The 20,403-nt window shown below is 60.8% G+C and carries 20 protein-coding genes; 6 read left to right on the top strand and 14 right to left on the bottom strand.

Annotated features, from left to right (window positions below; all coding sequences use genetic code 11):
* Positions 1–14 precede the first annotated feature (14 nt).
* The 3 genes from NYR54_RS00150 to NYR54_RS00140 all read right to left on the bottom strand — a co-directional run bounded on the left by NYR54_RS00150 (position 15) and on the right by NYR54_RS00140 (position 2,872).
* Positions 15–1,292, bottom strand: coding sequence for a TRAP transporter large permease (locus NYR54_RS00150; RefSeq protein ID WP_261513312.1), 1,278 nt, complete (start codon positions 1,290–1,292; stop codon positions 15–17).
* Positions 1,289–1,804: a TRAP transporter small permease gene (locus NYR54_RS00145; protein ID WP_261513311.1), complete on the bottom strand. Its 516-nt coding sequence runs from the start codon at positions 1,802–1,804 to the stop codon at positions 1,289–1,291. The genes NYR54_RS00150 and NYR54_RS00145 overlap by 4 nt, the downstream gene beginning before the upstream one ends.
* A 69-nt stretch (positions 1,805–1,873) precedes the next feature.
* Positions 1,874–2,872 (bottom strand): TRAP transporter substrate-binding protein, encoded by a 999-nt coding sequence (locus NYR54_RS00140; protein WP_261513309.1) that lies wholly within the window; start codon positions 2,870–2,872, stop codon positions 1,874–1,876.
* 202 nt (positions 2,873–3,074) lie between these two features.
* On the opposite strand from NYR54_RS00140, the gene NYR54_RS00135 reads away from it, so the two are divergent.
* Genes NYR54_RS00135 through NYR54_RS00125 form a run of 3 tightly spaced genes read left to right on the top strand, consistent with a single transcriptional unit; the run spans position 3,075 to position 5,933 of the window.
* Positions 3,075–3,857, top strand: coding sequence for an IclR family transcriptional regulator (locus NYR54_RS00135; protein ID WP_261513308.1), 783 nt, complete (start codon positions 3,075–3,077; stop codon positions 3,855–3,857).
* 39 nt (positions 3,858–3,896) lie between these two features.
* On the top strand, positions 3,897–4,967 hold the full coding sequence (locus NYR54_RS00130) for a tRNA-dihydrouridine synthase (RefSeq protein ID WP_261513306.1): 1,071 nt from the start codon (positions 3,897–3,899) through the stop codon (positions 4,965–4,967).
* A 6-nt stretch (positions 4,968–4,973) separates the two neighbouring features.
* Complete coding sequence (locus NYR54_RS00125) at positions 4,974–5,933, top strand: NAD(P)-dependent oxidoreductase (RefSeq protein ID WP_261513305.1); 960 nt, start codon at positions 4,974–4,976, stop codon at positions 5,931–5,933.
* A gap of 86 nt (positions 5,934–6,019) precedes the next feature.
* Here NYR54_RS00125 and NYR54_RS00120 read toward each other — a convergent pair whose 3' ends face one another.
* Genes NYR54_RS00120 through NYR54_RS00105 form a run of 4 tightly spaced genes read right to left on the bottom strand, consistent with a single transcriptional unit; the run spans position 6,020 to position 9,851 of the window.
* A complete protein-coding gene (locus NYR54_RS00120) occupies positions 6,020–7,300 on the bottom strand; it encodes a TRAP transporter large permease (protein ID WP_261513304.1) in 1,281 nt (426 codons plus the stop codon).
* The gene (locus NYR54_RS00115) at positions 7,300–7,887 is read right to left on the bottom strand and encodes a TRAP transporter small permease (protein WP_261513303.1); all 588 of its coding nucleotides are present in this window, start codon (positions 7,885–7,887) and stop codon (positions 7,300–7,302) included. Before NYR54_RS00115 ends, NYR54_RS00120 begins: the two co-directional genes overlap by 1 nt.
* 16 nt (positions 7,888–7,903) lie before the next feature.
* Positions 7,904–8,899 (bottom strand): TRAP transporter substrate-binding protein, encoded by a 996-nt coding sequence (locus NYR54_RS00110; RefSeq protein WP_261513302.1) that lies wholly within the window; start codon positions 8,897–8,899, stop codon positions 7,904–7,906.
* Between the two features lie 46 nt (positions 8,900–8,945).
* Positions 8,946–9,851, bottom strand: coding sequence for a DUF6282 family protein (locus NYR54_RS00105; protein WP_261513301.1), 906 nt, complete (start codon positions 9,849–9,851; stop codon positions 8,946–8,948).
* A 629-nt stretch (positions 9,852–10,480) separates the two neighbouring features.
* Between NYR54_RS00105 and NYR54_RS00100 the strand changes: the two genes are divergently transcribed.
* Entirely contained in the window at positions 10,481–11,509 is a 1,029-nt protein-coding gene (locus NYR54_RS00100; protein ID WP_261513299.1) for a quinone oxidoreductase family protein, read from the top strand.
* 84 nt (positions 11,510–11,593) lie between these two features.
* Here the strand turns inward: NYR54_RS00100 and NYR54_RS00095 are convergent, their stop codons facing one another.
* The 7 genes from NYR54_RS00095 to NYR54_RS00065 all read right to left on the bottom strand — a co-directional run bounded on the left by NYR54_RS00095 (position 11,594) and on the right by NYR54_RS00065 (position 18,460).
* A complete protein-coding gene (locus tag NYR54_RS00095) occupies positions 11,594–12,337 on the bottom strand; it encodes an SDR family NAD(P)-dependent oxidoreductase (protein ID WP_261513297.1) in 744 nt (247 codons plus the stop codon).
* Between the two features lie 134 nt (positions 12,338–12,471).
* Positions 12,472–13,764 (bottom strand): TRAP transporter large permease, encoded by a 1,293-nt coding sequence (locus NYR54_RS00090; protein WP_261513296.1) that lies wholly within the window; start codon positions 13,762–13,764, stop codon positions 12,472–12,474.
* Positions 13,765–13,770: 6 nt separating this feature from the next.
* Positions 13,771–14,295, bottom strand: coding sequence for a TRAP transporter small permease (locus NYR54_RS00085; RefSeq protein ID WP_261513295.1), 525 nt, complete (start codon positions 14,293–14,295; stop codon positions 13,771–13,773).
* A gap of 84 nt (positions 14,296–14,379) precedes the next feature.
* The gene (locus NYR54_RS00080) at positions 14,380–15,396 is read right to left on the bottom strand and encodes a TRAP transporter substrate-binding protein (protein ID WP_261513293.1); all 1,017 of its coding nucleotides are present in this window, start codon (positions 15,394–15,396) and stop codon (positions 14,380–14,382) included.
* A 286-nt stretch (positions 15,397–15,682) separates the two neighbouring features.
* Positions 15,683–16,456: an enoyl-CoA hydratase/isomerase family protein gene (locus NYR54_RS00075; RefSeq protein ID WP_261513292.1), complete on the bottom strand. Its 774-nt coding sequence runs from the start codon at positions 16,454–16,456 to the stop codon at positions 15,683–15,685.
* Positions 16,457–16,539: 83 nt separating this feature from the next.
* Complete coding sequence (locus NYR54_RS00070; RefSeq protein WP_261513291.1) at positions 16,540–17,472, bottom strand: IclR family transcriptional regulator domain-containing protein; 933 nt, start codon at positions 17,470–17,472, stop codon at positions 16,540–16,542.
* A gap of 211 nt (positions 17,473–17,683) precedes the next feature.
* Positions 17,684–18,460 (bottom strand): HpcH/HpaI aldolase family protein, encoded by a 777-nt coding sequence (locus NYR54_RS00065; protein WP_261513290.1) that lies wholly within the window; start codon positions 18,458–18,460, stop codon positions 17,684–17,686.
* Positions 18,461–18,616: 156 nt separating this feature from the next.
* Here NYR54_RS00065 and kce point away from each other — a divergent pair, with 156 nt between their 5' ends.
* A complete protein-coding gene (kce, locus tag NYR54_RS00060) occupies positions 18,617–19,555 on the top strand; it encodes a 3,5-dioxohexanoate:acetyl-CoA acetone transferase (protein WP_261513289.1) in 939 nt (312 codons plus the stop codon).
* 33 nt (positions 19,556–19,588) lie between these two features.
* On the top strand, positions 19,589–20,380 hold the full coding sequence (locus tag NYR54_RS00055) for a hydroxypyruvate isomerase family protein (protein ID WP_261513288.1): 792 nt from the start codon (positions 19,589–19,591) through the stop codon (positions 20,378–20,380).
* The last annotated feature ends 23 nt before the right edge of the window (positions 20,381–20,403 follow it).

Raw genomic sequence — 20,403 nt, 5'->3', positions numbered from 1 at the left:
CAGGGTCGTGGGGGTCATTTCACCAGAATTTCCGGCAGAAATAGCGTCACTGGCGGTACGAAGGTGATGATCATCAGCACGGTCAGAGCGATCCCGATCATCGGCAGCGCGTGCCAGGCGACCTGATCGACGCGCGCCTTGGCGATGTTCGAGACTATGAACAGGCAGAGACCCACGGGCGGCGTGATGAAGCCGATCAGAATGTTGAAGACCACCATCACGCCAAGCTGCACCTGATCCATCCCAACCGCCTGCCCGATCCCGACCAGCGCCGGCACGGTCAGGATCAAGGTCGGCGTGGCCTCGAGCACCGTACCGAGGAACAGCAGGACGATGTTGACCATGATCAGCACGAAGATCGGGTTCTCCGAGATCGAATAAAGTGCGGCCACCACGGTCTGCGGCAGCCTCTCCATCGCGAAGATGAACGAGGCGATATTGGCCATCGCAACCAGGGTGAAGATCGCCGCGGTCAGCATCGCCGTGTTCAGCAGTGCCGACCTGATCCGTTCCAGGTTCAGCGTACGATAGAGCAGCCCTGCGACCAGCAGCGCATAGAGCGCTGCCACCGCGGCCGCCTCTGTGGGGGTGAATACACCACCGCGGATGCCGCCGACGATGATGATCGGCAGCAGCATGACCGGAATTACTTCCCAGCAGGCTGAAACGAATTCCTGCCAGGTCGGCGGAGCCGCGCGGGGATAGTCGCGCTTCTTCGCGATCCAAACGGCATAGATAGACAGGCCAATGGCCAGGAGAAAAGCCGGGACGATGCCGGCGATGAACAGCCGAGCGATCGACGTCTGTGACAGCGCGCCGAAGATCACCAGCGCGATCGAAGGCGGGATGAGCGGTGCCGCCAGCGAGGACATGCTCATCAGCGCGGCCGCATAGCTTGTGTCATAGCCCTCACGCTTCATCTCGGGGATGAGCACCGATCCCAGCGCAGCGGCATCCGCCGCGGCCGAGCCGCTGACACCGCCGAACAGCATGCTGCCCCAGATCGCAGTCAGAGACACACCGCCGGAAAAGCGGCCCACGCAGACCTTGGCGAAACGCAGCAGCCGATGGGTCAGGCCGCCTGCCTCCATCAGATTCCCGGCCAAGATGAACAGAGGGATTGCCAGGAGGACGAAGGAATCACCGCCGGCGAACATGCGCTGCGGCACCGTTAGCAGGAACATGTACTGCCCGGTCCAGACGAAATAGGCGAACATGCTGACGCCGATTACGAAGACCACCGGAGCGCCCGTCGCCAGCAGCACGACGAAGGTGACGAAAAGGGCGATCATTCGAGAGCCTCTCCGGAGTGAAAGGCGATGTGCTCGGATTGAGGTTCGGGCTCGGGCAGGAATTGCTGCGCGATCACATGGATCGCCATCAGGACGCAGCCGACCGGGATCGAGAGATGCACCCAGAACATCGAGATGCGCAGCGCGGTGGCGAGATCGTTGTGGGTGCGCCAGGCGAAGTCGAAGCCGTACCAGGCGATGACTGTCAGGAAGACCACGATCACGATCCGCACCGCCAGCTTCACCATCTGCCGGGGCAAGCGGGGCATGGCATCGACCAGCACGGTGAAGCCTAGCATCTCGCCCCGGGAATAGGCCAGGCCCGCGACGCCGAAGACACTCCAGATGGTCAGGTAGCGCATCAGCTCTTCGGACCAGTAGAGCGAAGCGCCGATCACATAGCGGAACACCACCTGCAGCACTGCGATGAAGGCGACGACGGCCATCGACAGGATGCCGAAGGTTTCGACCAGCCAGACATAACCTCTTGCGAAACGTCTTATGGCGTTCATGAAAAGGATCCAAGGAGCTGAGCCGGCCGGCAGCCTGGGCGAGCCGGCCACGAGGCTACCTTCTCGCGGTCAGTCGCCGGCGCGCAGAGACTCGACGACGTCGAGGAAAGGCTGGATCGCCGGATGGTTGCCGACATATTTCTCATAGACCGGGGCCACCGCCTCGCGCAGTTTGGCCTTCAGTTCGGGTGTCGGGGTGGCAAAGCTGAGCCCGTCCTCCTTCTCGAGCTTCGCCATCAGATCCTCATCGAACTTCTGCAGCGCCTCGATCTGCGGCTTTACCGTTTCGAGCGCGGCGCGCTCCAAGATTTCCTGCTGCTCCGGTGTCAGGCTGTCGTACTTGGCCTTGTTCATCATCAGAAGACCCGGCCACATGTAATGGCCTGTCAGCAGCACTTCCTTGGCCACCTCGTTGTACTTTTCCGCCTCAATCGAGCTAATATTGGTCTCCACGGCATCGATCGTACGGGTCTCAAGCGCGGTGTAGACCTCGCCATAGGCCATCGGCGTTGGGTTCACGCCAACAGCGTTCCAGATATCGAGGTGCAGGCGCACCGGCGCGACGCGAGTCTTCAAGCCCTGGAAATCGTCCATCGATTCAATTTTGGTATCGACGGTCAGGAAATGCCGCATGCCGCCCTCATAAATGGTCAGCGCTACGGCGCCGCTGCTGCCGAGATCGGCATAAAGCGCCTGTGCCTCGGGAGTGGTTACTGCCTCAGCAAACTGCTCGTAGCTGTCGATCAGGAACGGCAGCTGCAAAGCTTCAATGGCGGGGAGCTGATCGGCCATGGCCGACGACGAGTTGATCGTCATGTCGACTGTGCCGAAGCGCACACCTTCCGTAAGTTCCTTCACATCGCCAAGCTGGCGGTCGGGGAAAATCTCAATGGTGATATTTCCCCCTGACAATTCATCCACTTTCGCAGCGAAGAGATCAGCCGCAGTGTTGAACGGATGCGGCTTGGACGATGACAGCGCGAGACGCAGCGTCACATCCTGGGCATGGGCCATGCTTATGGCGCCAACGCCGATACCGATCCCGGCAATTGCGATGATTCGTGTCACTGCGTTCATAGAAGCCTTCCTCCGTCTTGTTCTCCTCCCGAGAACAGCGTTTCGATTCACACTAGAGGCGCCTTATGGCTCTGTCAATTGAACCATTCTGAACCATGGTGATTCTTAGGCTCCGACAAAAGCTCAGGAAAACGCGTGCGCGAATTGACAGAGAATGACGAACCTCGTACCACCTTCGCGAACAGAGGTAGACATGGACGCTCAACGCAAGGATATCGTACGTTCTGCTGACACCACGCTGGCGGTGCTCGAGGCTATCGCCTTCGCCGAGGAGGCGCTGGGCGTCACGCAGATCGCGCAGCGGCTTTCATTATCCAAGGGGGCGATATTTCGGCATCTGCAGAGTTTGGTGGATCGTGGATTTGTCGCTCAGGACCCGCAGACATCGCGTTACCGGCTGGGAGTGAAGGCATCGCTTATCGGCCGCCTCGCACCTCCGGAGAACGATCTGATTGCGGCAGCGGAAGGTCCGATGCGGGATATTCGCGACCGGACCGCTATCACGACGGTGCTGTCGGCTCCCACGACATCGGGAGCGCTGGTGCTGAACACCGTCATCGGTTACCGCACCATTGAAATCGGCGTCAGGAAAGGCAGTGAACTGCCCTTTCATGCTTCCGCACAGGGAAAGGTCATGCTCGCGTTCGGCCCGCCAGCGCTGATGGAGCGCACGCTGCGGCTCGGCCTTCCGCCTTTGACGCCACATACGATCACTGACCCCGATCGCCTAGTGTCCGAAGTAAATTTGATCCGTGAGAACGGCGTAGCCACGGCACCGGAAGAGGCGCTCTTGGGCATCAACACACTGGCGGTGCCTGTCTTCGACCGCGACAGCCGGCTTGCGGGAGCCGTAGCCTTGTGTGGATCGATCCAGTACCTGCCGGCAAATCCCGACGACGGGCTGTTTGCAATGGTGCGGGAAATGGCTTCGCGGATATCGCGCACGCTTGGATATGGAACGCGGGCCGGAAACTGATGGCATACGCCCTGGCATGGGCGAATTTGGAGGGCAGCGATGACGGTGGATCTTTCGGTTTCGGTCGGAAACCTCCGGCTCAAGAATCCCGTGATCGCTGGCGCAGCGGAACATCTGATCCATGCGGAAGGCATCCGTGCGGCTCTGGCCACCGGCGTCGGTGCGGTCGTGGTGAAGTCGAACAACGAGGTCGAGGGCAGCAAGGACCAGCTTGAACGGTCGGAATACACGCTGCTCGACGAGCACTGGCGGCAAGTGCCCTGGAATGAGGCAGCGCCGCGTTCGGTCACTTTGGCCTGCCGGTCGGGCATGTCTCCGCTCCCGTTTGACCAATGGCTGGAGCAGACGGCGCGGTTGGACCGCGAGGCAGAGAGGCAGGATTCCTATGTCGTGGCCAGCCTGATCCTCGGCGCGATCGAGCCTGCGGTCGAGATGGCCCGGCAGGTGGAACAAGCCGGCATCCGGGTGATGGAGTTCAATGTCGGCGTGCCGTACGGCTCGCAGACAGCCAAGGGAAACGTCACCACCGAACTGTCGACCGATCGCATCCGCGATCAGGTCGCGGCGATTCGCCGGGCAGTAAAGATCCCGGTTTGGGTCAAGACCTCCGGGCAGAGCGAACGGGTACCGGCGCTGGCGAGCGCAGCCTTCGACAGCGGTGCCGACGCGGTGATCATGGCAGGCCGGTTGCTGGGCTTTCTTCCCGATCCGGAGACCCAGAAGCCGCTGTTCGGTACAAGCCTCGGTATCGGCGGGTTTTGGCACCTGCCGATTACCTGTCACTGGCTGGCGATGACGCGCAAAGCGGTTGGTCCCCACAAGCCGTTGATCGGCATCAACGGCGCACAAACCGGCAGCGACGTGCTGCGAATGATGCTCGCTGGCGCCACCGCGGTCGAAATCGCCTCCTCCATCATGTATGCGGGCTTCCCTGCGCTCGCCCGTGCAGTTGAGGAGGTGAGCGCCTATTTCCGCGATCGCGGCGAGGATGCGGCGGCGATCATCGGCCGCGCGGCGGACGAGCACAAGACCTTCATGGAGATGCCGCGGCGAACCGGCAATTGGCGCAATTATGTGCCGGACGAGGCGCTAGCCCCTGCGAGGGGCTGAGGGTTCATGGTAGAAGTTCCGCTCATCTATTGGCCTCGCATTCCGCTGGCGCGCAAGCTGATCATCGAAAAACTGTCGGCTGAACCGGGTGTGCGCCTCACGGTGGCCGAAAGCCTCGACGAAGCAATCGCCAAGCTGCCTGGAGCCGCCGGCCTCATCCTCGCGGACACAGCACCCGATCAGGCCCGCCGCGTTCTGGATGCGATCGAAGCTACGCGCGACAGCTTCCGCTGGATGCAATTCGTCACCGCCGGCTGCGAGGGATTCGAAGCTGCGGGCATGCCAGAGGGGGTAGAGGTAACGGGTCCCGGCCTTGGCGTCTCTCCGGTGGTTGCGGAACATGCAATAGCCCTCCTCCTGGCCCTGCTGCGCCAAATTCCGGCTGCCGCCGCGGCCACGGCCGCGGCGAACTGGGACCGCAGCCTGCTGGCAAAGATGCAGAGCCTGGAAGGCCGTCGCATGGCTATCTACGGCACCGGCCGGATCGGCCGTGAGATAGCCCGCCGCGCACGGCCTTTTGGCGTCGAAGTGGTGGGCGTGTCGCGCTCCGGCAGTGCGGTCGAAGACTTCGACCAGGTCATCGCAGCGGCCGATGCCGCCGTCGCGTTGGGCAGTTTTGATGTGGTCATCGCTGCCCTGCCACTCACCAAGGACACCGCCCTGATGTTCAACGCTGCCTATTTTGCGGCTCTTAAGCCCGGTGCGATCTTTGTCAACGTTGCCCGCGGCGGTGTCGTGGACCAGCCGGCGCTAATCAGCGCGCTCGAAAGCGGCCACCTTGCTGCGGCGGCACTGGACGTGGCCGAGCCGGAGCCGCTGCCGCCGGACTATCCGCTGTGGAAGGCGCCGAATCTTCTGGTGACCGCGCATCTTTCCGGCGCCGGCAGTCCGGCAAGCCAGGCGCGCATCACCAACGAGATTCTCGGCAACTTTCGCCGCCTCCTGGCCGCTGGGCGCTTCGCCTGATCTCATATACCGTGGCGTACTGCCGCCGCGCCCGATAGGCTTCCTCGGCTTAAACCCTCGGCGCCATCAATGCCGTTGCTGAACGTCTAATTCACCGGGACAAACGCATTCGGCAAGAACAGCGTCAGCGGCGGTATTAACGCGACCAGCGCAAGCACCACGATGCATATGCCGATCAGGGGCAATGCCTCCCGGACGATGCGGATGAGCGGCTCGCCCGATGCGGCTGCGACGATGAAGAGCTGAATCCCCACCGGGGGCGTAGCCATTCCGATGACCACGTTCAGCACCACCATCGTTCCGAAATGCACCGGGTCCATGCCCAGAAGCGCGCCGATCTTCAGAAGGACCGGCATCGCAAGGATCAGGATCGAGATCGGCTCCAGGAACATTCCGAGCAGGAGCAGGAAAAGGTTCAGAAGCAGAAGGATCGCGAGCTTGTTCTCCGTGATCGAAAGGACCATCTCGGTAATCCGGGTCGGAACCTGCTCGAGCGTGAAGACGAAGGCCACGATGGAGGCCACGGAGGTGATGAACAGGATTGCCGACGAGACGATCGCGGTTATCACCAGCGAATGCCAGATCCGCTCCACAGTGAGGTCGCGATAGGCGAGCCCGACAATGAGGGCGTAGGTGACGGCGACGGCGGCGGCTTCGGTAGGCGTGAAGACGCCGGCCTTTATGCCGACAATGATGATGACAGGCAGGAACAGCGCCGGCAGCGCCCGCACAACGTCTCCCCGGCGTTCGGCCCAAGGTACGCGCTCCGATAGCGGAAAGCCGTCGCGGCGTGCGCGCCATGTGACATATACCAGAAAGCTGGCGATAAGCAGCACCCCGGGAATGACGCCGGCGAGGAAGAGCTGGCCGATCGAGGTGCCCGATAGCACGCCGTAGATGATCATGGTGATCGACGGCGGGATGATCGGCCCAACGATGGAACAGACGCCCACCAGTGCTGCGGCATAGGCCGCCGGAATTCCCTGCTTCCTCATCGTCGGGATCAGGATCGAACCGAGTGCCGCCGCTTCCGCGTTCGCGCTGCCGGAAATGCCGGCGAAAAACCCCGCCGAGAGCACCGTGACCGAGGACATGCCGCCGCGCCGGTGGCCGACCGTAGCGCGGGCGAAGCCGACGATCCGGTCCGTTATCCCGGCCACGTTCATCAGCGTACCGGCCAGCAGGAACAGCGGTATGGTGAGCAGCACGAACTGGTTGACTCCCGCCATCATCCGCTGCGGCAGCTGCAGGATCATCATCTCGTTGCCAGAGAGCCACAGGAACGCGACCCCGCCGATTCCCAGCGCGAGGGCAATGGGCACGCCCGTGGCGAGAAGAAGCAGGAAGATGCCGAAGAAGGCGGCCATCACAGCACCTCGCCTTGGTTCGCCCGGAAGAGCTGCGGCTCAGGGTGGCGCAGGCGTTGCCAGGACTCCACCAGGTCAGCCAGCACATGCAGCCCCAGCAGCGCCGAACCGACGGGAACCGCAACATAGACCCATCGTACCGAGACATTGAGATTGTGCCCGGTCAGCGATGACCAGATGAAATTCAGCGCGGGGATGGTCTGCCGCTGAACGACCTCGGCATAGCGCCAGCCGTAGACGGCGATGAGCACCAAGAAGACGAGGATTGGCACCGCTGTTACCGTTTTCAGCACCAGACGGACCTTCGGCTTCAGCATCACCGGCAGGATTTCAAACGCGACGAATTCTCCGCGCCGATAAGCGACCCCAAGCAGCAGGAAGGTCTGCCAGATCAGGATGTGCCGGCACAGTTCCTCGGCCCAGATCAGCGAGGCGGAGAACACATAGCGGGCGACCACCTGCACCACCATCACAACGAGAATCACCCCCAGCGTGACGCCGGCGAACCCTTCTATGAAGCGGAAGTAAAGAGCGAGCACCCCATTCCGGGACGCACGCGGCGCCACGTTTTCGTCAGCGTCAGGCATGGAGGCGTCCGTTTCTTCAGGCTTGCGCGGCCTTGACGAAATTGGCGATCAACGGCGACTTCTCGCTCCACTGCTCGACGATCGGCGCCACCTTGGCCCTCATTTCGTCAAGCCCTTCAAGCTCGAATATCTGGACGCCATGCTCCGCCATCTGGTTCATGCCGTCCTCATCCTGCTTGGCTGTGTAGTCGAGAGTAGGCTTGACCGAATCCTTACCAGCTTGCCTGATCGCGTCCTGCAGCTCCTTGGGCAGGCTCTCGTAGAAGGCGAGGTTGACAGAAATCGTGTTGTGCCAGGGATAATGGCCGGTCAGCGTGAAGTTCTTGGCAACTTCCCAGAGATTTTCAGCCAGCATGGACGAGACATTGATCTCGACCGCGTCGATGGTGCCTGTCTCCAGCGCGCCGTAGACCTCGCCGTAGGGCAGGCCGACGGGATTCACGCCGACCGTCTCCCAAATCACCTTGTGCAGCTCCAGAGGCACAATCCGCGTCTTGAGGCCTTGGAAGTCGGCAAGCTTGCGAACCGGTTCCCCGATCGTGGCGAAGTGGCGCCGTCCAATGTCAGTGGTCTGAAGACCAAGCAGACCGCCCTCCGTTAAGCTTTCATGGATGGCATCAGCCTCGGGGCTCAGCGCCATTTCGACAAAATGGTCGTAGCTCTTGATCAGGAACGGAAGCTGGTAGCTGTCCAGCGTGTTCGTCCCCGTCACCAGCGATGTGATGGCCCCCGAGCAACCGCAGAATTCGAGCGTGCCGGCGACGCAGCTTTCGCCGTTCTGCTGGTCGTCGCCCAGCTGGCGGTTCGGGAAGATCGTCAGATCGAAGGCGCCCGGCACCAGCGCCTCGAGCGACTTCTTGAACTCGAGCGTGGCGATGTGGCCCGGATGGATCTCGTTGGCGGCATGCGCGAGCCGCACCTTCATCGGCTCGGCCCTGGAGACCCAGGGCATCGCCACGGTCATCGCCGCAGCAGCGGCGCCGGTCTTCATCAACGAACGTCTGGTGATCATTGTTTCCTCCCGTTCAAGAACACGTCTGCAGCACCGCCACCGGCGGCTAGAGATTGAGTAGCTTGGCCGCGTTGTCGCCGATCATTGTGCGGATGTCTTTCGGCGAAATCTGCAGATCCAAGAGCATCGCAACGATCTGCCGGAAGCCTTCGAGCGGCCGGGGCGATCCCCTGAGACCGAGATCGGACGACAATATCGTGCGCTCCGGCCCGACCAGCTGAATATAGTGGGCGAGCTCGTCGGGGCCGAAGATCTTTCCCGCACCTTCGACAAACATGCCGATCGAGTGCTCCAGATAGGCTCCCAGCTCAACCAGCGCCTTCATGTCGTCGTCGGTACAGCCGACGATGTAGGTCGGGTGATTGACCAGCAGTTTCTTGACGCCGCGTCTGCCGGCCTCCTCGAAAACCATGATCAGCTCCGAGGCGGGCAGATGGCCGCCTGCAAGGATGATGTCGCCCTCGGCGATAAGATCCAGGACCTGCTTCGTCGCGTCGCTCACCCTACCGGTGGCATCGAGCGCCGAGAGCGGCTCGGGCGGCAGCATCCGCTTTGCCGTCTTCGGGAAGGTCTTGCCCTGCCCCTCGAGCTGATCGAGGTGGTTCTGTGCCGAGAGCGTCGGCAGCCAGATGATCTTGGCGCCGATGTTGATTGCATGGTTCACCGCGTGCGGATTGATGCCGCCGCTGGCATTGTTGAGCGCGAGGCCGGAAAACAGCTTGACGTCGGTCGGCACCAATTTTTCCAGTATCACGCAGTGCGACACGCCAAGATAGAAATGGTCCTTGAACAGGAGGGCCCGGAAGCCGGCACCGGCCGCGTCGAGCAGCGCTTCGTGGTGGTCCAGGATGCGCGGCATCGCCGCCGGCCCGCTGTGGCAGTGCAGGTCCACAGCTCCTTTCAGCAGTTCCGCGATCTCGGCATCGCGCTCGTTAGACCCATTCTCGGCCATGCATGTCCTCAGCTATTCTTCATAGGAATTCTCTGGTGTTCGCTGCCCGTGGCGGTCACCCTCGCCGGGCGGGCGGCCCGGGGCAGCACGTATGGCGGACGAGAAGTCCACAGACAGCGAAGGCCGTCCGAAACCGGCGTAATGGTGCGATGACGGCTTGTGGGAACCACCCAGGTTTTCGGGCGGGTCCAGCTGAATGGGTTGCCGGAAGCGAAAGCCGCGCGAGGATCGCCCTATCGTGCATGATCAGACCCCCGTGCTGTCATATGGGCTAGCTGAACGCTCCTTCGGCACAGGAGTTGGCGGGCATACAGAAGGAGTTCTCAGGAGCGTCGCACCAGCCCGTCCTGCCCTGTCGCAGGAGCGGCCACGCTCTTTGTTCCGACACCGTTCCTCCCGTGCACGATAGGCGCAACAATGCATCTGTTTTTGTTACAGCATGACTCTACCGCTCTTGCTACCGATCTCGCTCAATTTCTCCTAGCGAAACCAACGCAGGAACGGCTTGCAGCCGTCGCAGGCCCAGCTTCAGCTGTTTTGGCGTGTTCAGCCGCAATGGCAGGGCGAACGCTCGTAAAATGGGGGTGCGATCTCACAATCACCCCGCGACTAAGCCTATCTGTGGGTAGATGGCCACCGTAAAACGACTGCCCTCCGCCGCACCCGCAATAGTCTATCGCGCCTTCGGCGGGCCCGACGTTTTGCGGTGTGAAAACGTGCCCGTGCCTTTGCCCCTACCGGGGGAAGTCCTGTTGCGCCATACGGCGATTGGAGTGAATTTCTCAGACGCCAATGCGCGCAGCGGCACGTTTTATCGAGGTCAAAGAGAGCCGGGTGCCGTCATCCCCGGCAACGAGGGCATGGGCGAAATCGTAGCGCTTGGGGATGACGTACATGGTTTCAAAGTCGGAGATCGGGTCGCCTACGTGGGAATGGGCGGAGCATTCTTCGAAAACACCGGCGCGTATTCGACCTACCGCGCCGTTCCGGCAGCTCGTCTGATCCATCTTCCCGACGAGCTGGGCGACATAGAGGCCGCCGGCCTACTGATGAAAGGACTGACTGCGTCCGGGCTCATAAACAGATTCCATAAGCCGCAAGCTGGCGATACGGTCCTCATACATGCAGCCGCGAGCGGCGTCGGTCTTATCTTATGTCAGTGGGCCAGACACCTTGGAGCGCGAGTAATCGGCACGGTCGGATCAGGGCAAAAGGCGGACATTGCCAGTAAGCATGGCTGCGAGCACCCTATCCTCTATCGCGAACTGCCCCTTGTGGAAGAAGTACGCAAATTATGCCCTGAGGGAGTGGATGCAGTATACGACGGGGTGGGAAAAGATACTTTGCTACCCTCGCTGGACTGTTTGCGTTCCTTTGGCCGACTGATCAATTACGGCAACGCCTCCGGCGCGCCCCCCGCCATCGATCTGCTCACGCTTTCGAAAAAGGGTTCGCTGAGCGTCAGCAGATTTGCACTGGGCGACCACGTTAGAGAACTGGACGACTACCATCGCGCACTGAACGAAGTGCTCGACCTTTATGCAGCAGGCACAATCCGCCCCTTGATCGGCACCGTAATGCCGCTTTCGGAAGCTGCGGCGGCTCACCGGCTTCTGGAATCCGGGAAAAGCATCGGCACGATTGTCCTCGTGCCGTAAGTATCTGAAACCTGAGCTGTATCTGCCACTGATTGCGGCCGATAGCTTCGCCCGCTTCTGCTGGCTGGTGTGCGACTCGGGCAATCAGTTGAGGCCGCCATCGGCTATGATGGTGCGGCCGGTGATCCACCCTGAATCGGGGGAGGCAAGAAACTCGACGAGGCCAGCGATGTCGGAAGGTTGCCCGATACGTCCCAGCGGCGTCGCCGCACGTATCTGATCGCCGCGCTTCTGAATGATGTCCGTGGTCATGTCCGTCTCGATGACTCCCGGAGCAACCGCGTTGACCGTAATGCCCCTGGGGCCAAGTTCGCGTGCATATGCGTGGACCAGCGTCGCCACAGCAGCCTTTGAGGCTGAATAGACCGAACTCGTCGGTATCGGATTGTAAGCCAGCCTTGAGGAGAAATGGATAATCCGCCCGCCGGGCGAAGGCAGGAGCGGCGCGGCAGCTTTCGTCAGCATGATCGCCCCAAGCACGTTAACGTCCAGGACTGTCCGGATGTGCTCCGGGTCAATTTGCTCCAGGGGCAGATACGGGCTGACGCCGGCGGTGTTGACGAGGATATCCAGCCTGTCAAACGTATCATAGGCACCCCGAACGATGGCTTCCGCCTCGGTTGGGACCGCAATGTTGCCTGCAATCGCGGTTGCTTCGACACCACCTTTCCGCAGCTCGGCGACGAGTTTGTTGGCCTCGTCTGTTGCCGCGCGGTAGCCTATTGCGACCTTAGCCCCGGCAAGCGCGAAACGCCGCGCCACTTCGGCCCCGATTCCGCGCGAACCGCCCACAATGAGCGCCGCTTTGCCATCAAGTCCGCTGGTCACAATTCCCTCCCTAGGTCAGTTCACATTCGGGATTCCCGCTGCGGTGAGACGATCGTGTGCCCAGACCAGCTGCTTCGACCGCCTCTCCATCCACTTTCTTGTTTTCATTCACCCCGGCCTCAGCCGCGCCGCTGTCACATCATCGATGGAAGCCAGGTCGCGATATCGGGGAAGATGGTAAGCAGCACGAGGAACAGGATGATGATAACGAAGTAGGGCGCGACGCCGCGGATCACCGTCGCAATACCGGCCTTCGAAATCTGATCGACGACGTAAAGATTGATTCCCACGGGAGGGGTGATCTGCCCCAGCTCCACTGCGATGACCAGGACGACTCCGAACCAGATCAGGTCGATCCCATATGCGATCAGGATCGGCAGCAGCAGCGGCACCGTCATCACGATCATGCCGATGGAATCCACCAGACACCCCAGGATGAAGTAGAAAATCAGCATCAGCACGAGAAACGTGTAGACGTTGAGATCAAGCGTGACGACCCAATTCGTCAGTTGCGCCGTGATGCCGGCCGTCTGAATGGCGTAATTGAAGATGAACGCGCCGATGACGATGAAGAGGATCGAAGAACTGATGACGATGGTATTCATCAGCGCCTGACCAAGTGCGCGAAGCGGCGGGCGGCTGACGACCCAGGAGATGACTGCGGCAAGGAAGGCGCCCAGGCCTGCCGCCTCGGTCGGCGTGGCAATTCCGAGAAAGATGCTGCCGAGAATAATGACCATCAGGCCGGCCATCGGCGCGATGTTCTTGATGCCCTTCCAGAGCCAACCTTTCTCCGCCGGTGGCATTTTGGGAGCCAGGCTCGGGTCTATGATGCAACGCGCGGCGATATAGACCATGAACATAACCGTGAGGAGCAGGCCGGGAACCATGCCTGCCGCAAAGAGCTTGGCCACGGACAGCTCCGAGAACGTGGCATAGATGATCATGACGATCGAGGGCGGGATCAGAATTCCCAATGTCCCGCCAGCCGCGATAGATCCGCACGCCATCGCAAGGTCATATCCATCCTTGCGCTGACGTGGAATGGCCACGCCGCCAATCGCGGCGGCCGTCGCGACGCTGGACCCGCTTATGGCCGCGAACAGAGAGCAGCTCGCGATATTGGTCTGCAGCAGCCCGCCCGGTGCCTTGCGTATGAGCTGCGACATTCCGGAATAGTAGGAGTCGCTCACTCCGGATCGCAGCATGAATTCAGCCATGAGGATGAAGAGCGGGAGCGAGCTGAGCGATGCGTTGTTGACGCTTCCCCAGATGATGAAGCTGATCGCGTTGAGGGAGCCGAGACCTTCGTTCAGGAGAAGCGTCAGAACGCCAGCAAGCCCCACTGCAACGGCGATCGGTATGCCGCCAAGGAGCAGGGATATCGAAACGACCAGTCCAAGCGAAACCGTGATAATTTCGTACATCCCGTCCTACTCCATTTCGTGGGCGAGCACGTCTTCGCTGAGGTCAGCGTCCTTCATGGGATCCGGCCTGAACAGCTTGCGGATCATGACCAGGCACAGGAGGGTTATCCCAAACGGCAGGAAAATCTGGGGAATCCAAAGCGGGGTTCTGGTGACCGTCGGCGCCATCAGATCGCGCTGGATCGACTTCATCAGCAGTTCGATGACGTACCAGTCGAGCAGAATGCAGAAGGCGATTGAAACGAGGCCGTAGACGAATTCCACTTTCCTGCGGTTCGCCTTTTCCAGTCGCGAAATGAAAAAATCCACGGTGAGGAGAGCGTTCCTCTCGCGGCAATAGGGCAGGCCGAGCGCCATTATCACCAGCACCATGTAGCCCGAGTATTCTTCGATAAAATATAGAGTGGACGAGAACATCGAGCGGAGGATCACCTCGAGCACGATCAAAAGGCTCATGCCGGCGATCGCCACGCAGGCGAGAATTGCGCTGAACCGGACCAGCCAGTCCAGGGCAGCATTAAGCGCGCGCATATCGCTCCCTTCTTGCCATTTCGAGTTCGCAGGAAGGGGAGCCGCGGTCGGGATAAAGGCCGCGGCATCCCTTTTCGGCGGAGCCTAGTTGTGGCCGAGCTCCGCCTTCAGCTTTTCCAGGAGCTCTATGGCTTCGGGGCCGCGCTCCTCCGCCCACTGGGTCCAGATCGGCTCCATCAATTTGGTGATTTGGGCGTAGGAGTCGGGATTCCCCGGAGTAACGGCCCAGCCATCCTTCTCCTGGAATTCCTTGAGAGCGACAGCGTCATCCTCCTCCTGGGAGCTGGTGATCCACCGGCTGGTCTCAGTGACGAACTCCTGGAATTCCTCCTGCTGGTCCGGCGTCAAGCTTTCCCAACGATCCTTGTTCATGATGATGTAGCTGACCGAAACATAAAGGGGATCCATGATGGCGGAGCCGAAGAAGTCATGCCAGAGCCGGCCGCCGGCCGCGACCGCGGTCACCACGTACTCCACCGTTCCGCGTTGAAGCGCTGGAGACACGTCAGGCGTGGGCAAAGTAACCGGAACGGCCCCGAGCGCCTTTGCAAGATCGGCCACCTCGGGATTGCCGACGCGGATGGTCCTGCCCTTCAGGTCAAACAGCGATTTCAGCGGCGGTGCCTTCTTGGAACCAAGGACCACCTGCGGCGGATAGTGGTATATGCCAAGAACCTTGATGTTGCGCTTGTCGAATTCTTCCTCGATGATCTCCTCTAGGAAAGGCCACCCGCGCTCATCGTAGTCTGCATTGCTGGAGAACATGCCGGGCAGAATGCCGATGGCAGCCAGCGGCACATATCCTGAGATTGTGGAAGTCGAACCGAAATCCAGGACGCCATCGCTAATGGCAGGCGCAATCGAATTGGCGTCGATCGGTAGCGACCCGCCGACATTACAGGTCATGTTGATTTCGCCGCCGGTGATCTCCTTGAGCTTATCGGCCATTTTCTGAAGCCCGATATTCACCGGGCTCGCAGGAGCAGCCTGATAGGTGTAGCACTTCCACTCGCTCGCGGCGGCCGATCCCACCACCGCCCCACACGCTCCGACGATCGCCAAAGCGATGGCAATTTTGCGCAAAAATATAGATGCGGACACAGTCTCCTCCTCACTTGATCCCGCCCGTGTCCCTGCGTTTCAGATCTTGTGCGATCTTCGTGCGCAGGGACTTATAACAGCCAGTCCAAACACAAAATTTCTTACCCCAAGCATTCCACAGTACTATCTCATCACTACAACTAGTATAATCAATAATAATCCTATTACAAAAGTAATGGTTACCGAATACCCTCTCAGAAAGCGTAAGTATTTCTGATGTCTCTTCTCCACAAGCGATTACCTAACCTGAAGCACCCACGAGCTTTTTAGATCGCCATGGTCCGGTTCATTCCATGAGACCCGCTCGAACATGCCCGGCCAGGAGGTACCTGCTCCTGTCTGCGATGGCCGCCATTCCATGCAACGCGGTACTGTACGCATCGACGGCCTCCTTGGTCATTCTCACCGCGAGGGGAGGCAGGCTCGTTATTTTCTCTGCCCAGCGGCGAGCGACCGTGAGCGCCTCTCCCGCGGGAGCAATCTCATCGGCAAGACCCCACTTCTCGCAGGTCGCCGCGTTCAGAAACTCCCCGAAAAGCACCATTTGCTTGGTGCGGGACGGGCCGGCCAGTGCCACGAGGCGCGGGATGGCGCCCCAACCCAAGATCATCCTGTTGGGGACTTCGGGGAAGAAGAATTCGACCCCTTCTCCCATGATCCTGAAGTCGCAGGCCACCGAAAGAACGCTCGCCGCTCCCCTGCATCGCCCGTCGATAGCGGCGATGGTGATCGCTTCGATCTTGCTCCAGGCCTCGACCATATCTGCTCCGGGCATAACGTCGCGTCGCCGTTCCAGGAGCGTTGGAGCAGAAAACCGAAGGTCAAATGCCTTGGCGTCGCTGCCGGCTGAAAACACGTCGCTTCTGCCGCAGAGCAGAACAACGTTGATGTCAATGTTACGATGGAGAAGAACCCCTAGTTCTTTCAGCTCGTCAATGACTTCGGCGTTAAAATCGTTGTTTTTAAAGCCCTTGGTGTCGATCTGAACCGTAAGGATCTTATTGTCCAGGGACAGATTGAAATGCCGCCACCCCTTACCAAGTATTTCTTCGATCTTCATCGCCTATTTCTTTCCTACCTACTTCAAGCAGACCCGCGTTGCAGGAACGCCGGACCGGCATCCGCAGCCTCTCGCGCAGGGCTTCAGAATCCGGGCTCCATTTCCGCGCGCGTTTCATTGGGGAGGGACGGATTCGAATTATTGATGAAGGCGAGGGCAGCCTCGATATCGGCGACCGTCTTGAGAGCGGGTTCAATCACCTTTGGATAGAGCTCGTGCGGACGGATCGCCGTGCGATACACGCTGACTGAAATCACAGCACGAACCTCCCCATTTTCGCGCAACGGCAGACCGATCGTCGAGGTGCGATAAGGCGGCGTGCGCGGATTGCGGATGGCGAAGCCGTCCATGCGGGCCCTAGCGAGTATGGTGCGGAGGCTCGTCTTCTCCTGGGGCGTGAAAGGCTCACCGGATTCATTGACCAAGGCTTCGATCCGCCTTTCCCGCTCCTCCCGGCTGCAAAAGGCGAGATAGGCCCGGCCCATTGCCGAGTTGTGAAAGTCGGGGCGAAGCCCCAGCACCGTATTCGTGTGGGCCCAGGGGCTGATCGTTCCCGTCCAGAACTTGATCGCTACGGCGTCCCCGTCGGGCACCCCGAGACCGATCGGCCAATTGATCCGCCGTGTCAGGTCGATGCAGAAGGGGCGGGCGGTCTCGATTACCCGGTTCACCCCATCGTAGCCAGATGCCAGATCCTGCACCTTGTGCGTCACGCGATAGCCGCCGCACATGTTGTCGCGCGCAACGTAGCCCTGCGCCATCAACGTCTCCAGCATCCTGACCACGGTCGGCTTCGGTATACCCGTGATCTCGTGGACCACATTGATCTTCGCGATCCTCAGATCGTTGACGGCGCGAAGTACTTCGAGGACCCGGCAGGCCGCCTCGACCGGCGGATAGGAAGGACCTGAAAGATCGGTGAGGCCGCGCCGCGAATTCGTCCGGCAACGCATCTTCGGGGCAGCCGGTACTCTCGCAACGCGGCTATCCCCCCCGATTGTTGGGGCAGCTTTCATGATGTCTCCTCCTTCCCGCCCCGGTCATAGCAGCCTCACTCTGCAGGCAGGCCACCGTGGTACGGGTTTCCCTCCTCATGGAAGGCGCTCCGCGAGGCATTCTCCATTGGGAGCCTGCGCGATATTCATCCTTCGCATCCCGCATCATAGGAATCGTGCTGCGAAAAGAGGAAGGATGGATGCAGGCTATTTCGCGCAGCGGAACGCATGCCTACAGGCTGCGGAGCTGTGCGAGCGCGGCGGCGGCTGCCTGCCGCATGAATCCGTGATCGCTCTGAACCATGAAGGCCGAGGCGCCGAGCTCTGCCATGCGCTCGGCATCCGCGCGATCCGGGCACAGCATGACCATCGGGACGTTTGCCGCGCGGGCGGCAGCCATAATCGGTTCGACGATCCGCATCGTTTCCGGTGAGTTCATGGAAGGGGCGTTCAGGGCGGCGGTGAGGTCCCCGCGCCCGATGAAGATGGCGTCCAGGCCTTCCACCTTGAGAATCTCGTCGATGCGATCCACCGCCTCGACATCCTCTATCATGGCAATGCAGGTCACCTGCCGGTCCTGATTGGCCTTGTGTTCGGCAAAGCCCACCGAACCGAAGCCGCCGGCCCTCGTGGTGTTGGCGAACCCCCTTGTGCCGCCCATATAGCGGCAGGCCCGCGCGATCAGCCTTGCCGTCTCGGGCGAGGAGACATGAGGCACCATCACGCCGGTTGCGCCACAGTCCAGCGCGGTCTGGATCAAGGCTGGGTCGGCCGCAGGCACGCGCACGATGCTCGCAACATTGGAAGCACGCGCGCCGAGGATCATCATGTCCAGCACACCGGCATCAAGCGGCGCGTGTTCCTGATCGAAAACGACGAAATCATAGCCCACTTCCCCGAGTATCTCGGTCGCGTGCGTGGTGGGCGTCTTCACGAATGTTCCGATCAGCTTCGAGCGCGCGACAAGCCGCTCCCGGAAGGTGCGGAAGGAAGGGCGTTCACCGTCCATGGCCATCGTCTCCAGCGTTGTGACGGAGCATTCTCACGCCGGTATCCAATGGGATCGAGCATCGGTGAAGGCATTTTCGATAGGAGAAATTTATTCGAAAGCACCTCCGCGCAATCCCGGCGAGGCTGTAAGTAGGATTGTATTTGGAGGGATGCTATGGCTGCCGAAAACAGCAAAATCATCATTACCTGCGCGGTTACCGGCGGCGTTCACACGCCCACAATGTCGCCAGCTCTGCCCGTAACGCCAGATGAAATCGCGGAGCAGTCCATCGCGGCGGCCGAAGCCGGAGCGGCGATTCTGCACCTTCACGCGCGGGACCCGCAAACCGGCCGGCCGACGCCGGACCCTGCCGTTTTCATGCAGTTTCTGCCGCGCATCAAGCAGGCCACCGACGCTGTCGTGAACATCACGACGGGGGGCGGCATGAAGATGACGCTGGAAGAGCGGCTGGCAGCGCCGCTCGCTGCAAAGCCGGAAATGTGCTCTCTCAACATGGGCTCGATGAATTTCGGAATCTTCGGCATGGCCGACAAATACGACACGTGGAAGTATGACTGGGAAGAGCCCTATTTGCGGCAGACCACGGACTATATCTTCCGCAACACTTTCCTCGACATCGAGCGCGTGATTCGCACGCTCGGCGATGAGCATGGCACCCGCTTCGAGCATGAATGCTACGATGTGGGCCATCTTTACAACCTCGCCCATTTCGTTGATCGCGGCCTCGTCAAGCCTCCCTTCTTCATTCAGATGATTTTCGGCATTCTGGGCGGCATCGGCGCTGACCTGCGCAATCTCCTGTTCATGAAGGAGACGGCTGACCGCCTGTTCGGCACCGACTATCGCTGGTCGGTGCTGGCGGCCGGGCGCCATCAGATGCCGTTCGGCGTGGAGGCCGCACTGTTGGGCGGGAACATTCGCGTCGGCCTGGAGGACAGCCTCTACATAGCCAAGGGGCGGCTGGCGAAGAGCAATGCCGAGCAGGTGGCGAAAATTCGCCAGCTTGTGGAGGAACTGGGCTACGAGGTTGCGACTCCCGCCGAAGCGCGCGCCATGCTGCAGCTCAAGGGCGGGGATCTCGTCGGCTTTTAGGGTCTTTCAGAGCCGGCAACCCCGGAGCTTGCAATGACGGAAGACAGCAGCTGGCGCTTTTCCGCAAATCTGGGATTTCTCTGGAAGGACCGTCCCTTTTTGGAGCGCATAGGGCTGGCGGCGGCAGCCGGCTTCGACGCGATAGAGTTCCATGACGATGCACAGGCCTGCGACCTCGATGCGCTGCGCGAGGCCCTGGCATGGGCAGACCTTCCCGTCCAGGGCCTCAATGTGCGCATGGGCGCGAGTGCCGGCTGCGCGGCGATCCCCGGCATGGGGGATCAGGCGCGACAGGACGTCGATACGGCGATCGCAGTGGCCGAGGCGATCGGTGCACACGCGGTGCATGTTCTCGCGGGTAAAACAGCAGGCGAAGGAGACTACACCCAGTATCTGGACGTGTTGCGCCACTCCCTTCGCAACTCGGATCTCACCATCCTCATCGAGCCGATCTCGACCGCTGCCATGCCGGGCTATTTTCTGAACAGCCTCGATCTTGCCACGCGCGTGATTGGCGACGTCGGCCACGAGCGGTTGAAAATCCTTTTCGATTGCTTCCACATCGAAAGCGCGCATGGCGACGTGGCATCCCGCTTCCGCGAGGTTGCCGCATCGGTCGGCCATGTGCAGATCGCCTCGGTTCCGGCGCGAACAGAACCCTGGCCCTCGCGCGTGGACTATGCGGAGCTTCTCCCTGTGATGCGGGCATGTGGCTACCGGGGAATGTTCGGTTGCGAATACAGCCCAGCCGCCACTGTCGAAGAAGGGCTCGGCTGGCGCGAAGCGCTACTTGAGCGGCTTCAGTCTTCACTGCCGACGAGCTGACAGTACCCGACAGCACCTTTTCT

Origin of the sequence: Chelativorans petroleitrophicus (genome assembly GCF_025398195.1) — a bacterium.
In the GTDB taxonomy this organism is placed as follows: domain Bacteria; phylum Pseudomonadota; class Alphaproteobacteria; order Rhizobiales; family Rhizobiaceae; genus Chelativorans; species Chelativorans petroleitrophicus.
Note: the sequence above shows the minus strand (reverse complement) of the source record. Positions and strands in the feature narration are given on the sequence as shown.